6 protein-coding genes, 3 rRNA genes, 1 pseudogene and 1 other annotated feature are annotated in these 15369 nt (G+C 37.1%); of the genes and pseudogenes, 8 read left to right on the top strand and 2 right to left on the bottom strand.

Annotated elements, in window-relative coordinates:
- Nucleotides 1-28: 28 nt before the first annotated feature.
- The gene (gene asnA / locus ACWJJT_RS10635) at nt 29-1051 is read right to left on the bottom strand and encodes an aspartate--ammonia ligase (protein WP_462954717.1); all 1023 of its coding nucleotides are present in this window, start codon (nt 1049-1051) and stop codon (nt 29-31) included.
- 106 nt (nt 1052-1157) lie between these two features.
- Nucleotides 1158-1409: a binding site (T-box leader), on the bottom strand.
- Nucleotides 1410-1628: 219 nt separating this feature from the next.
- Here asnA and ACWJJT_RS10630 point away from each other — a divergent pair.
- The 3 genes from ACWJJT_RS10630 to ACWJJT_RS10620 all read left to right on the top strand — a co-directional run bounded on the left by ACWJJT_RS10630 (nt 1629) and on the right by ACWJJT_RS10620 (nt 3699).
- Nucleotides 1629-2096: a VanZ family protein gene (locus ACWJJT_RS10630; protein WP_462954716.1), complete on the top strand. Its 468-nt coding sequence runs from the start codon at nt 1629-1631 to the stop codon at nt 2094-2096.
- A gap of 421 nt (nt 2097-2517) precedes the next feature.
- Nucleotides 2518-3042, top strand: a complete 525-nt coding sequence (locus ACWJJT_RS10625; RefSeq protein WP_462954715.1) for an NUDIX domain-containing protein — start codon at nt 2518-2520, stop codon at nt 3040-3042.
- A 51-nt stretch (nt 3043-3093) separates the two neighbouring features.
- The gene (locus ACWJJT_RS10620; protein ID WP_462954714.1) at nt 3094-3699 is read left to right on the top strand and encodes a histidine phosphatase family protein; all 606 of its coding nucleotides are present in this window, start codon (nt 3094-3096) and stop codon (nt 3697-3699) included.
- Nucleotides 3700-3879: 180 nt separating this feature from the next.
- On the opposite strand, the pseudogene ACWJJT_RS10615 reads toward ACWJJT_RS10620, so the two are convergent.
- Nucleotides 3880-5879, bottom strand: a pseudogene (locus ACWJJT_RS10615) (methyl-accepting chemotaxis protein).
- A 697-nt stretch (nt 5880-6576) separates the two neighbouring features.
- Between ACWJJT_RS10615 and ACWJJT_RS10610 the strand changes: the two are divergent.
- The 5 genes from ACWJJT_RS10610 (at nt 6577) to ltrA (ending at nt 15258) form a co-directional block, all read left to right on the top strand.
- The gene (locus ACWJJT_RS10610; protein ID WP_462954713.1) at nt 6577-7710 is read left to right on the top strand and encodes a pyridoxal-phosphate-dependent aminotransferase family protein; all 1134 of its coding nucleotides are present in this window, start codon (nt 6577-6579) and stop codon (nt 7708-7710) included.
- A gap of 696 nt (nt 7711-8406) precedes the next feature.
- A 16S ribosomal RNA gene (locus ACWJJT_RS10605) occupies nt 8407-9925 on the top strand.
- Between the two features lie 292 nt (nt 9926-10217).
- Nucleotides 10218-13143, top strand: a 23S ribosomal RNA gene (locus ACWJJT_RS10600).
- 133 nt (nt 13144-13276) lie between these two features.
- A 5S ribosomal RNA gene (gene rrf, locus ACWJJT_RS10595) occupies nt 13277-13393 on the top strand.
- Together the 16S, 23S and 5S rRNA genes form the textbook arrangement of a ribosomal RNA operon.
- Before the next feature lie 455 nt (nt 13394-13848).
- Nucleotides 13849-15258: a group II intron reverse transcriptase/maturase gene (ltrA, locus tag ACWJJT_RS10590; protein WP_258280593.1), complete on the top strand. Its 1410-nt coding sequence runs from the start codon at nt 13849-13851 to the stop codon at nt 15256-15258.
- The last annotated feature ends 111 nt before the right edge of the window (nt 15259-15369 follow it).

Raw genomic sequence — 15369 nt, 5'->3', positions numbered from 1 at the left:
TAATCTTTTTTGAATAGTTTTCTCTTTGTTATAGTAAAACTATATTCTCGTCTATACAATCGGTTATCATTTCATCTGGCCATATTGAGGCGTGAACTTCACCAATATGAGCCTTGTTTAGGAAATACATACACATTCTAGATTGGCCTATGCCACCACCCATAGTATATGGGAGCTTACCTTCCAGTAACATCCTATGGAATTCTAATGTACAACGTTTCTCACAACCTGATAATGCAAGTTGCTCTTTTAGCGCTATTTCATCAACTCTTATTCCCATAGAGGAAAGTTCAAAGGCTTTTTCTAGTATTGGATACCAGAATACGATATCTCCATTAAGTGACCAATCATCATAGTCGGGAGCTCTACCATCGTGCTTTTCGCCAGATTTTAGGTCGCCACCAATTTGCATTATAAATACTGCAAGTTTTTCTTTGCATATGGCATCTTCCCTTTCTTTTGGGGTAAGAGAAGGGTACATATCCTCTAGTTCTTGTGTAGTTATAAAGAAGATTTTTTCAGGTAAAAATTGGTCTATTTCAGGATATAGTTTGTGGATATGGTCCTCAGTATCTTTAAAAACTGCATAAATACTAGTTACAATTTCTTTTAATTTATCTAAAGTTCTTTCTTTTTTAAGAATAACCTTTTCCCAATCCCATTGGTCCACATATATGGAGTGAAGGTTATCTAAATCTTCATCGCGTCTTATAGCATTCATATCAGTATATAGACCTTCTCCGGACTCAAAATTATATCTATATAAAGCCATACGTTTCCATTTAGCTAAAGAATGTACGATTTCAATAGGTGTATCAGTCATGGCTTTCATATCAAAGGAAACAGCACGTTCAGTACCGCTTAGGTTATCATTTAAACCGGTGCTAGACTTTACGAAAAGAGGAGCTGAGACCCTGGTAAGAGATAACTCTTTTGATAGCCTGTTTTCAAAATAATCTTTTAATTGTTTAATAGCAATTTCCGTATGCTTTAATCCGAGAAGTGGATTGTATCCATCGGGAATTGCAAGTCCTTTCTTGTAAGTTATCATAAATAAAACCTCCTAGTAATGTTGTGATTTTTTTTGTAATGATTATAATGGTCGTGCTAAATAATTTTAAAAATTTAAACAAAAAACAAAAAACCTTCATCCTAGTTTCTAGGACGAAAGGTTAGACTTCCGTGGTACCACCTAAATTAGCTGAAAAAGCTCACTCATAATCAGTACGGAAATAAATCTTCGATACTGCCCTATAAATAACGGTTAGGCTCCGTCCATACCTAATTTCACAAGGATTTCAGTTGGAAACTCAGAGATGTTATTCAACATAGGCTTCGTATGGAACTTACACTATAATCCACTCGCTTTAACTACTTCCTACATTTACTCTTCTCGTCACAGTTTTTAGATAAATAACTTTAAATCATTTTAACTTGCAAGATGAAATTTGTCAACATGCAAAAATAAATGTTTGGTTTTACAGGGTACTTCTCTATGTTAAAGGACTGTAACCATTACATGATGTTACTAAAACTCTAAAGATATTATTATTGACAAGTATATTTAATTAAATCATAATTGAAGTGTTAATAAAGAGAAGTTAGTGAAATGATTAAGGGGTGTGTATATGAAGAAGAAACATATAGATTGGATTTTGGTTATAGGGTGGATGATATTAATATTTTTGTTTTCTAGCCAAGTTGGAGAAGTATCAAGTGGAAATAATAAATTTGTTGCATCTGTATTCAACTTACTTGGATTAGATTTAAATAGCATATTTGGGACTTTGAGTGATTTTATAGTTAGAAAAGCAGCTCATTTCACTGAATATTTTATTTTATATTTTCTGTTATATAGAGCTATAAATACAAAGAAGAATCTAGACATTAAAGTTTTTATTAAGATTATATTGATTGTGTTTTTATATGCATGCTCAGATGAGTATCATCAAGCTTTTGTTCCAGGAAGAGGACCTGCCTTTCGAGATGTGATAATAGATACTTGTGGAGGCCTTGCCGCATTCTTGACGATGTATATTTGTGTCACATTAAAAAAAATTGCTTCTTCGAAAAAAGACCTGACTAAATTTAAATAAAATTTTGCTCCGATAGCTAATCAACTGCCCGCTCGATTAGCTATCGGAGCTTTTACATTTAAGATATTCACTTAATACCAGACAAACCAACATTAATTGGTGTGTTACAAATATTATTTCTAAGGGGTAAGGAGGGTTTTATTTCTAAATTAAAAGGAGATATACATAGTCATGGAATATGGTAAATATAGGTGAGTAAAAGAATTATCGTCCATTATAACTATTAAATATAAATTAACCAATGAAACAAGTCTATAATAGGGGTATATGGTGAAATTTGGGTTATTCATTTGATTGCATAACCGAGTTAACAAATGAATCTAAGTAAATAATATAATCTTATAGTTATGAGAAATCACAGAGAAAACATATATTAATAGTGCATTTATAAATCTAAATTGAAATAGGGTAGGTAAATTAAATGGAATTAATAAAAGAAATATATGAAAAAGATATTGGTTACAATTATGAAGATATAGACATTACTTATAAGCTCAGAAAAGCATCAAGATCGATTGTATTAAATGATTCACGGAAAATAGCTTTATTATATGTATCAAAGAATAACTACCACAAGTTGCCGGGTGGAGGAATTGAAGCAGGTGAAGATCGAAATAGTGCTTTAAATCGCGAGGTTATGGAAGAAACGGGGGTAAATATTGATATTTTAGGTGAAGTAGGTACAATAATAGAATATAAAAATATGCAAAAATTATTGCAAATATCATACTGCTTCTATTCTAAAGTTAAAGGGTATATTAAACAACCATCATTTACAGATGAGGAAATAGATAATGGATTTCAATTAAAATGGGTTGCATTAGATGAGGCTATACTGATTCTTGAGAAAGACACACCGGATAATTACATTGGTAAATTCATTCAAATAAGAGATTTATTGTTTCTGAAAAGGGCAGAAGGTATTATAAAGAGCAAAAACATATAATAATTGTTAGATATTTGGTATTATCTTATTATAGTAAGAGGGTGGGTTAAAATGAAAATATATATAACAAGACATGGGGAAACAGAATGGAATAGAGAAGGCAGAATGCAGGGATGGAAGGATTCTAATTTAACTGAAATAGGGATTGATAACGCTAAAAAGCTCGGCGTAAGTTTAAAAGATATAGATTTTGATTATATTTATTGTAGCCCGCTGGGAAGGGCTGTTGATACAGCGAAGTACATTAGAGGAAATAAGGATACGGAAATAATTAAAATTGATACTTTAAAAGAAATGGGATTTGGTATATGGGAAGGCATGGATCAAGAAAAAGTAAAAGAACTATATCCCTTGCAGCAGTTTAATTTCTGGAATAAGCCTTATTTGTATCAACCTGTAGAGGGGGAGGGCTTTGATCAATTGATTAATAGAGTAAAAAAAGTGTTGTATGACATTGCGAGTAATACTATAGGTGAAAACATTTTAATAGTATCACATACACTTGTAATAAAGGCGATCTATTCAATAATAAAGAATTATTCTCTTGAGGAATTTTGGAATAAACCATTTATGTATGATACATGTTTAACTGTATTAGAAGTTGAAGATAAGAAAATTGAAATTATTTTAGAGGCTGATATTTCACATTTAAATTAAGGATATGAATAAGGAAACAGCATATGTATATTATAAGGACGTTATAGAAAATATAAATAAAGTTATAAACAAAGTTGTCCACATTAAACCAATAAAGTTAGGTTCAGTGTGGACAACTTTGTTTATAGGTATATCATCAATTCAATATGAATAGGGGGCTTATTTATATTAGTACCTATATTAATTAATTTTAAATTTATTTATTTCAGTCCCTAATTGCTCTGATAATATTTGAAGCTCACTTGAATGTTTTGTAAACTCTTCCATAGTAGCTGTTATTTCCTCCGTTGAAGCAGTGACTTCTTCTGAAGATGAGGCTGTTTCTTCTGATATAGATGAAATATTTTCAATTTCCGATACTGTAGATTGTTTTTTCTCATTTATATCAACAATAGATATTTTCACTTCATCAACCTTAGTAATCATTATTTCAATTGATTTTAAGATTTCACTAAATATCTCCTTAGTTTGACCTACCGCCAAGTCCTGTTCATTTACTATGATTTCGGTGGATTCAATAGCCTTTACTGCTGTATCTGATTTTTTTTGTATACTTGATATAATTACCTTTATTTCTTCTGTTGAAGTTTTTGACTGGTCAGCAAGTTTTCTTATCTCCTCTGCCACTACAGCAAATCCTTTACCTGCTTCACCTGCGCGGGCAGATTCTATACTTGCATTTAATGATAAAAGATTAGTTTGCTGTGTTATATTAGCTATTGTTTCTGAAATAGCATTTATTTGCTTAGTACTTTCATTCATATCTTTAACTATATTATTAACTTCTGTAGTGGATGTTTTAGTTTTATTAGATTTTTCAATTAAGGTATTTATCATGGATAGTCCTGTTGAGCCTAAAGCTTTAGTTCCGCTTGAAATTTTATCCATATCATTGGAGTTGACACTGATTTTATCTAATCGGTTTGACAAGTCATCCATTGCAGAAGCACCATCTTGAGCATTTTGAGCCTGCTCAGTCGCGCCTATGGAAACTTGTTCTATTGCACTTGCCACTTCGTTTATAGAAGCTGTTACTTCTTCTGACATGCTCGCAAGATTTGTTGATGTTTCGAGTACTGTATTAGAAGACCTTATAACACTATTCATAAGTTCTGATATGTTTTTTATCATTGAGTTAAATGATATAGCTAAATCGTTAAATTCATCTTTTGTTGAAGTGTTAAAAGACACCGTTAAATCTCCGTTTGAAACCTTAGCAAATACTTTTTTTAGCTTTTGGATATTATGAGCTATCCCCTTACTTAATAACAATGACATAACTACTGAAATTAATCCCATTACTAATATTATTAAGAAAGTTGTTTGTAATATAGACTTTGTATCACTAGATAGTTCACTTTCATTTAACGTAGCCACTAGCTTCCAACCCGTTAATATATTTGTTTCATATACTCCAAATTTTTTTACACCATTATAATCATACGCAACAAATCCATTAGCCTCTGACTTAACCTTATCCCAAATTGATAACTTAGATGCCGCATCTGTGCCGATAATCTCCTTTTGGGGGTGAGCTAGAACATTGCCTGACACATCAGAAATAAAAACATATCCTGTATTGCCTACTTTTTTTGTGGATATTTGTCCTGAAAGAGTAGCTAATGAACAATCTATTCCCACAGTGCCAACTACTTGTCCATTTTTTCTACTGTTCGCGCAAATGTAACAATATTGCTTCCAGTTCTATCATCTTTATATGGAGGAGTTATTATAACTTGACCTTTGTGTTCTAAAGCTTGTTTATACCAAGGCCGTATAGTTGGGTCATATCCATCAGGCATTTTTACGTAGGGATATAATGAAAGATTGCCGGAGGCAGTTCCATAGTACAGACTAAGTATATCTTTATTACTTTCTTTTATGCTTTTTAATATATCGGTTACATTTTTAAAATTATCTTTTGTATCGCCATTTATGAAGGCATAATTATTTGATGCGAATGAAACGGTATTAGAAAATCCATTAAAGTAATCAACTAACCCATTATTTATTTCGGTAAGTGTTTGCGTGCTTGTAACTGTTAATTTTTTACTGAGAATTGATTTTGACTGAGTGTAAGAACAAAAACCTATTATAATTAATGGAATTACACAAATTCCTACCAAACTAATAACTAATTTAGTACGAATACTGTTAATCTTTAAATTTTTAAAATTCATTATAATTGCCCCTTTTTTAGTTTATCTAACTTATAATATGATAAGTTGATTTTTGACTAAAGTTAATTTTTTTATTAAAATATAATGATGTACACCAAAGAATATATAGAGATATAAAATATAATTAGATCCTAATCTCCTTTTAATAGTAGGAAACGATTATCACTATACCAATGATTATATAAAGTATATTTCAACTAAAAGTATATCGCCGAAGTGGTAAAAATATATAAAAAACGGCAAATATACCAATATTGCGCCAAAATTATACAATGTTTTCATTCTATCATATGTAATATCGTACTAAAACTAAATAACTGAATACTGAAATTAAGGTAAATTTGGAGTAATAATGGTTTATAGTGTTATGAAATTCGATATAATTATATTTAAGTTAAAAGGATAGAGTAACGAGTTATTGGAATTGAAAATAGAAATAAAGCAAAATTTAAAAGGGTAAGTAGGATTTTGATAGTATCATTGATTTTTTCAAGTACAACTTATATGGTAAGTCTACTGATATCATAATGTATATAATCTTTATTTAGTTATACAGTATAATTATCGAGTAAAGTATTTAGCATAATCTTAAACATATTTTTTAACAATATTGTATCGATACATTTTTTAGAATCTATTAATAGTGATATAATTTTTAATATAAGAATATAAATTATAGTTTAAGGGAGTGAAAATTATGAAAGTGTCTCAAATAATGACTCCAGGACCCACGGAGGTAAGAGAGAACGTCAGGATGGCCAGAGCTCTAGCTACTACTAATCCAGATTTAGATTTGCAGTTTTATGAATTTTACAAAGAAACTTGTGAGGAAATAGGTAGGTTTTTAAAAACTAATAACGAAGTTAGAATCTTAAGCGGCGAGGGGATCTTAAGTCTTGAGGCTGTATGTGCATCCCTTACTGAAAATGATGATAGGGTATTGGTAATTGATAATGGAATATTTGGAGAAGGATTCGCTGATTTTGTTAAGATGTACGGTGGAGAAGCGGTTTTTTTTAAAGGAAATAGGAGATGTAAGGTAGATATAACAGAACTTGAAAAATTTCTTGAAAAAGACCATGACTTTAAATATGCTACGGTAGTACATTGTGATACGCCTTCAGGAGTTTTAAATGACATAGATAAAATATGTAGATTATTAAAGAAAAAGGGTATATTAACGGTGGTAGATAGTGTAGCAGCTATGGGTGGAGAAGATATAAGAGTAGATGAATGGGAAATAGATATAGCATTAGGTGCTTCACAGAAATGCGTTTCTGCTCCAGCAGGGCTCACTTTTTTAAGTATCAGTGAAGATGCGTTTAAATTAATGCAGCAGAGGAAAAAACCAATAGCTTCTTACTATTGTAATTTACTTATATGGAAGGATTACTATGAAAACAAATGGTTTCCATATACACCACCAATAAGTGATATCGTTGGACTAAGACAGGCTATTGATAATATACTCGAGGATAAAGAGATAATTTTGAGGCATAATTCTATTGGTAAAGCTACAAGAAAAGCTGTAATGGAAGCAGGCCTTAATTTATATATTGAAGAGGGATATTCTAATACGGTAACAGTTATAGAAATACCTGAGGCTATAAATGATAAAGAACTATTAAAACATATGGTTGACGAATTTAATGTATTTATAGCCGGCTCATTTGGATATCTACAGGGGAAAGTAATAAGAATAGGACATATGGGGGAAAATGCAAAAAAGGATAAGGTGGCATATACTTTACTTGCATTACAACACTCATTAAAAGTACTAGGTTTTGAGTGTGAAAAAAATATGGCTGAAGTTTTTTTAAATGAAGTATAATTAAACAATCCATTTTTAAAACAAACATAAATGATAAGCCGGTGAGGAATCATCGGCTGAACTAAAGTCAAACCATAAAAATTATAATATTTATATTATAGATCTAATGATAGTCCCAAACAGGGAGTAGATAAGCCTATATTAATTTAAATATAAAAATGATGCTATTGTATATGGATTAAGGGCATTAAAAGATTAAATACAATGTAATTTGAGTACGTTATAGACAAGAACAAAGTATACTAATCCTAGTGTATCAGTGTGAAAAAGACTTGATAATTAGTAGTATAATGAAGAATATTGAGCATAATTGCCATATTTAGCGAATTGACGTGAATGTGTAATATGCGTACATGATAGAATACTCCTTGTCGTCACAAACAAGTGGCACGATAAGCTAACTGTTGATAACTATTTAATATATTTTCAAATGAAAATAATTTTTAAAAAGTTGTTGACAAAACAAGAAATACCTAGTAGAATAGTAGAAGTCGTCACATGATGACAAAGCAAGTTGGTCTTTGAAAATTAAACAGAGAAATAGGTAAAGATAGCGAAATAATATTTCGTTAAACCAGTTAATTACTTTAGTATAAAGTAAAATTTAGTCGTAAGACTAAAAGTATGTAATGAGCTTGCGAATCAACTTAACAGTTGTCGCAGATTAATCATTTCAACTAAAAAAGTGTAAACTTTTAAATTGAGAGTTTGATCCTGGCTCAGGACGAACGCTGGCGGCGTGCCTAACACATGCAAGTCGAGCGATGAAACCTTTCGGGGTGGATTAGCGGCGGACGGGTGAGTAACACGTGGGTAACCTGCCTCAAAGAGGGGAATAGCCTCCCGAAAGGGAGATTAATACCGCATAATATGTTTTGGTCGCATGATCGAAACATCAAAGGATTTTTCTTTTAGAAAATTCCACTTTGAGATGGACCCGCGGCGCATTAGCTAGTTGGTGAGGTAACGGCTCACCAAGGCGACGATGCGTAGCCGACCTGAGAGGGTGATCGGCCACATTGGAACTGAGACACGGTCCAGACTCCTACGGGAGGCAGCAGTGGGGAATATTGCGCAATGGGGGAAACCCTGACGCAGCAACGCCGCGTGAATGATGAAGGCCTTCGGGTTGTAAAGTTCTGTCTTCTGGGACGATAATGACGGTACCAGAGGAGGAAGCCACGGCTAACTACGTGCCAGCAGCCGCGGTAATACGTAGGTGGCAAGCGTTGTCCGGATTTACTGGGCGTAAAGGATGCGTAGGCGGACATTTAAGTCAGATGTGAAATACCCGAGCTTAACTTGGGTGCTGCATTTGAAACTGGGTGTCTAGAGTGCAGGAGAGGTAAGTGGAATTCCTAGTGTAGCGGTGAAATGCGTAGAGATTAGGAAGAACACCAGTGGCGAAGGCGACTTACTGGACTGTAACTGACGCTGAGGCATGAAAGCGTGGGGAGCAAACAGGATTAGATACCCTGGTAGTCCACGCCGTAAACGATGAATACTAGGTGTCGGGGGTCGAACCTCGGTGCCGCCGTTAACACATTAAGTATTCCGCCTGGGGAGTACGATCGCAAGATTAAAACTCAAAGGAATTGACGGGGGCCCGCACAAGCAGCGGAGCATGTGGTTTAATTCGAAGCAACGCGAAGAACCTTACCTAGACTTGACATCCCCTGCATAACCCAGAGATGGGCGAAGTCCTTCGGGACAGGGTGACAGGTGGTGCATGGTTGTCGTCAGCTCGTGTCGTGAGATGTTGGGTTAAGTCCCGCAACGAGCGCAACCCTTATCATTAGTTGCTACCATTAAGTTGAGCACTCTAGTGAGACTGCCCGGGTTAACCGGGAGGAAGGTGGGGATGACGTCAAATCATCATGCCCCTTATGTCTAGGGCTACACACGTGCTACAATGGTGAGTACAAAGAGATGCAAGACCGCAAGGTGGAGCCAAACTCAAAAACTCATCCCAGTTCGGATTGTAGGCTGCAACTCGCCTACATGAAGCCGGAGTTGCTAGTAATCGCGAATCAGCATGTCGCGGTGAATACGTTCCCGGGCCTTGTACACACCGCCCGTCACACCATGAGAGTTGGTAACACCCGAAGTCCGTGAGGTAACCGTAAGGAGCCAGCGGCCGAAGGTGGGATTGATGATTGGGGTGAAGTCGTAACAAGGTAGCCGTAGGAGAACCTGCGGCTGGATCACCTCCTTTCTAGGGAGTAGATGTATTGACTTCGGTCGATGCAATAGAAGAATATTAATTTGTTCTTCAAAAATATCTATTGTAATTAATCGTACCTAGTTCTCTGTTTAATTTTGAGAGACTAATTTTATCTAACTCTTAGGAGTTAGATAATGAATAGTTTTTCTTAAAATGTTCTTTGAAAATTGCACAGTGAAAAAAGTTGTTTTAAAAAAATTAAAACTACGCAAGTAGTTTATAAATTAATTTAATACAATTTCGCAAAATTAATATAACCGTCTATGTAAATAGACAGAATCAAGGTCAAGCTACAAAGGGCGCATGGCGAATGCCTTGGCACTAGGAGCCGAAGAAGGACGCGTTAAGCTGCGATAAGCTTTGGGTAGGCGCAAATAGCCTGTGATCCAAAGATTTCCGAATGGGGGAACCCACATAGTAACAACTATGTACTGCATACTGAATAAATAGGTATGCAGAGGTAGACCCGGGGAACTGAAACATCTAAGTACCCGGAGGAAGAGAAAGAAATATCGATTTCCTAAGTAGCGGCGAGCGAAAGGGAAAGAGCCCAAACCCAGGTCTTTGACCTGGGGGTTGAGGATAGATCATAAATACTGCAATTCCTTAATTGAAGATAGCTGGAAAGCTGCTCCGCAGAAGGTAATAGGCCTGTAAATGAAAAGGAAAAACAGTCAGATCTAATCCAGAGTACCACGAGACACGTGAAACCTTGTGGGAAGCTGGGAGGACCACCTCCCAAGGCTAAATACTACCTAGTGACCGATAGTGAAGAAGTACCGTGAGGGAAAGGTGAAAAGAACCCCGGAAGGGGAGTGAAATAGAACCTGAAACCGTGTGCCTACAACCGGTCGAAGCACTTTATATGTGTGACGGCGTGCTTTTTGTAGAACGAGCCAACGAGTTACGATATGTAGCAAGGTTAAGTACTTAAGGTACGGAGCCGAAGGGAAACCAAGTCTGAATAGGGCGCATAGTTGCATGTCGTAGACCCGAAACCGGGTGACCTATCCATGGCCAGGATGAAGCGGAAGTAAAATTCCGTGGAGGTCCGAACCACGTTGGTGTTGAAAAACCATGGGATGAGCTGTGGATAGCGGAGAAATTCCAATCGAACTCGGAGATAGCTGGTTCTCCTCGAAATAGCTTTAGGGCTAGCGTCGATTAATTGAGTAATGGAGGTAGAGCACTGAATGGGCTAGGGGCTGACAACAGTTACTGAACCCTATCAAACTCCGAATGCCATATACTTTTATTTCGGCAGTCAGACTGCGAATGATAAGATCCGTAGTCAAAAGGGAAACAGCCCAGACCATCAGCTAAGGTCCCAAAGTGTAAGTTAAGTGGAAAAGGATGTGGGATTTCTAAGACAACTAGGATGTTGGCTCAGAAGCAGCCACTCATTTAAAGAGTGCGTAATAGCTCACTAGTCAAGAGATCCTGCGCCGAAGATGTCCGGGGCTAAAACTTACCACCGAAGCTATGGGTGTACACAATTGTGTACGCGGTAGAGGAGCTTTCTGTACTGGCTGAAGTCATACCGTAAGGAGTGGTGGACGGTACAGAAGTGAGAATGTTGGCATGAGTAGCGAGAGTTAAGTGAGAATCTTAACGGTCGAAAACCTAAGGTTTCCTGAGGAAGGCTCGTCCTCTCAGGGTTAGTCGGGACCTAAGCCGAGGCCGAAAGGCGTAGGTGATGGACAATCGGTTGATATTCCGATACCACCAATGGACGTTATTAGAAATGGGATGACGCAGGAGGATAAGATGTGCACACTATTGGATGTGTGTCTAAGCATTTAGGCGGAGCAGACAGGCAAATCCGTTTGCTCTTAACGCTGAGATGTGATGGGGAAGGGAATTTATTCCTGAAGTATCTGATTCCACGCTGCCAAGAAAAGTCTCTATCGAGGATATTGGTGCCCGTACCGCAAACCGACACAGGTAGGTGAGGAGAGAATCCTAAGACCATCGGAAGAATTGTTGTTAAGGAACTCGGCAAATTGACCCCGTAACTTCGGGAGAAGGGGTGCCTACGAAAGTAGGTCGCAGAGAATAGGCCCAAGCAACTGTTTAGCAAAAACACAGGTCTCTGCTAAAGCGAAAGCTGATGTATAGGGGCTGACGCCTGCCCGGTGCTGGAAGGTTAAGGGGATTAGTTAGCGCAAGCGAGGCTATGAACTTAAGCCCCAGTAAACGGCGGCCGTAACTATAACGGTCCTAAGGTAGCGAAATTCCTTGTCGGGTAAGTTCCGACCCGCACGAATGGCGTAATGATTTGGGCACTGTCTCAACAACACATCCGGCGAAATTGTAGTGCAAGTGAAGATGCTTGCTACCCGCGATTGGACGGAAAGACCCCGTAGAGCTTTACTGTAGCTTAGCATTGAATTTCGGTATTGTCTGTACAGGATAGGTGGGAGACTGAGAAACATGGGCGTCAGCCTGTGTGGAGTCATCCTTGGGATACCACCCTGACAGTACTGAGGTTCTAACTGGAGGCCATGAATCTGGTCACAGGACATTGTTAGGTGGGCAGTTTGACTGGGGCGGTCGCCTCCAAAAAAGTAACGGAGGCGCCCAAAGGTTCCCTCAGCGCGGTTGGAAATCGCGCGAAGAGTGCAAAGGCAGAAGGGAGCCTGACTGCGACACTTACAAGTGGAGCAGGGACGAAAGTCGGGCTTAGTGATCCGGTGGTACCTCGTGGGAGGGCCATCGCTCAACGGATAAAAGCTACCTCGGGGATAACAGGCTGATCTCCCCCAAGAGTCCACATCGACGGGGAGGTTTGGCACCTCGATGTCGGCTCGTCGCATCCTGGGGCTGAAGTAGGTCCCAAGGGTTGGGCTGTTCGCCCATTAAAGCGGCACGCGAGCTGGGTTCAGAACGTCGTGAGACAGTTCGGTCCCTATCCGTCGCGGGCGTAGGAAATTTGAAGGGAGCTGTCCTTAGTACGAGAGGACCGGGATGGACAAACCTCTGGTGCACCAGTTGTCACGCCAGTGGCATCGCTGGGTAGCTATGTTTGGAAGGGATAAACGCTGAAAGCATCTAAGCGTGAAGCCCACCCTGAGATGAGATTTCCCATAACTCGCACGTAAGTGCGGTGTTAGTAAGACTCCTGGAAGACCACCAGGTTGATAGGTTAGAGGTGTAAGCATGGTAACATGTTCAGCTGACTAATACTAATAAGTCGAGGGCTTGACCTAAATATATAATTAAAAGTAATGCGATATACTTCTTTCGCAGGAACTATTTCTTTCGTAAGAAAGAAACTAAGCTTCTGACAAAGGAAGAAGATTAATTCACTGTGCAATTTTCAGAGAATATTTATATTCTCAATCTGGTGATTATGGCATGAAGGTAACACCCGTTCCCATACCGAACACGAAGGTTAAGCTTCAATGCGCCGATGGTACTGCAGGGGTGACCTTGTGGAAGAGTAGGTTGTCGCCAGGTAAGAAAAAACCGCTAAGTTATACTTAGCGGTTTTTATTGTGCGCCCGGCATGGGCGCAATCTAATGGGTGAAAGTCCCTAGCACGGGTTAATAGTGCCAAGTGCATAGCTTAAGACAAGGGTGTCCATCGTGAGATGGAATCTGAAGGAAGTTGGCGGCCAAACTCCGGTCTGACGAACAGAAACTACATATAAGGCATATGCTTGTGGGTAAGTTTGCAATACAAAACGAAGCCCAAAACTATTCGAAACAAGTGGTGTAAATGTAGCAGATAGATGGAGTGAAAGATTGCGTTCTTACCCGGGGAGATCTGATAGGTAAGTTGTGGATATGAATTTAGAAATAACAACCCATACAGTGATGTATGGCTGAACTATCAGAAGTCAGCAGACGTCATAGTACCATGCAAAACGCGTTAGCGTGGGAAGGACTGAACAATAGGAGGTTTTGGAATTTTGAAGGATACGAGAAAATATGATAAAAGCAGACAACTTCATAAAGAAGGCTCTCTACGAGAGAATAGAGTGGAACTCGAAGGTAATGTAGAAGTGCATAGTATTTCCTCTATGTCAGAAGAAGGAAGAAACGATGTGAATGAATATGATAATGGTTTACTCGAGCAGATATTATCGAGAGATAATATGAATAAAGCATATAAAAGAGTAAAAGCCAATAAAGGAAGTCATGGGATTGATGGTTTGACAGTAGATGAACTTCTACATTATCTAAAAGAGCATGGACAAGAATTAAGGCAATCATTATTAGAAAGTAGATATAGACCTCTAGCCGTAAGAAGGGTAGAAATACCAAAACCTGACGGTGGAATTAGGCTACTTGGAATACCTACTGTATTAGATAGAGTTATTCAGCAAGCGATATCACAAACTCTAATACCAGTATATGAAAAGAAATTTTCTGATAATAGTTACGGTTTTAGACCTTTAAGAAGTGGAAAACAAGCTGTTGAAAAATGTAGGGGATATATTAATGCTGGACATACATGGACGGTGAATATAGACCTTTCTAAATACTTTGATACGATAAATCATGATAAATTAATAAGGATACTATCGGAAGATATTAAAGATAGTAGAGTAATTTCTCTGATACGAAAGTATCTACAAAGTGGAGTGATGATAAATGGGGTATTTATGAATACAGAAGAAGGAGCACCTCAAGGCGGGCCTTTGTCCCCATTATTAAGTAACGTAATGTTACATGAACTCGATGTAGAACTAACAAAACGAGGACTAAACTTTTGTAGATATGCTGATGATGCGAATATATACGTCAAAAGTGAGAAATCAGCAAATAGAGTAATGAAGAGTATTACGAGATTTATTGAGGAAAAGTTAAAGCTTAGAGTGAATAAAGAAAAGAGTACAGTAGATAGACCTTGGAAACTTAAATTTTTAGGATTTTCATTTTACCGGGCAAAAGGTGAATACAGAATGAGAGTTCCTCAAAAACCTATAATCAAATTCAAAGCAAAGCTAAAAGAATTAACTTCAAGAAGTAATGCGATGAGCATGAAATATAGGTTTATGAAACTTAAGCAAGTGATAGTTGGATGGATAAATTATTTTGCTATTGCAGACATTAAAAGTATTCTTAAAACACTTGATGAATGGTTAAGGCGAAGAATTAGAATGTGTTTTTGGAAACAATGGAAAAAGATTAAAACAAAATATGGGAACCTTGTTAAATTAGGAATACCAAACAATAAAGCTTTGCAATATGCAAATACAAGGAAAGGCTATTGGAGAACATCCAATAGCCCTATATTAAACAAAACATTGACCAATAAATACCTTAAAAATATAGGATTAGTTTCTATATCTGAGACATATTTATTAAAACATTAATTTCTATTGAACCGCCGTGTACCGAACGGTATGCACGGTGGTGTGAGAGGTCGCTAAATAAATTAATTATTTAGCTCCTACTCGATTGTGCACCTGAAATTAGTGATTACT

The sequence above is a fragment of the Clostridium sp. CM041 genome (assembly GCF_055081035.1).
Note: the sequence above shows the minus strand (reverse complement) of the source record. Positions and strands in the feature narration are given on the sequence as shown.

Bases quoted from the DNA above. Each gene is read 5' to 3' on its own strand.
- asnA (WP_462954717.1), bottom strand. From the start codon at position 1,051: ATGATAACTTACAAGAAAGGACTTGCAATTCCCGATGGATACAATCCA.
- ACWJJT_RS10630 (WP_462954716.1), top strand. From the start codon at position 1,629: ATGAAGAAGAAACATATAGATTGGATTTTGGTTATAGGGTGGATGATA.
- ACWJJT_RS10625 (WP_462954715.1), top strand. From the start codon at position 2,518: ATGGAATTAATAAAAGAAATATATGAAAAAGATATTGGTTACAATTAT.
- ACWJJT_RS10620 (WP_462954714.1), top strand. From the start codon at position 3,094: ATGAAAATATATATAACAAGACATGGGGAAACAGAATGGAATAGAGAA.
- ACWJJT_RS10610 (WP_462954713.1), top strand. From the start codon at position 6,577: ATGAAAGTGTCTCAAATAATGACTCCAGGACCCACGGAGGTAAGAGAG.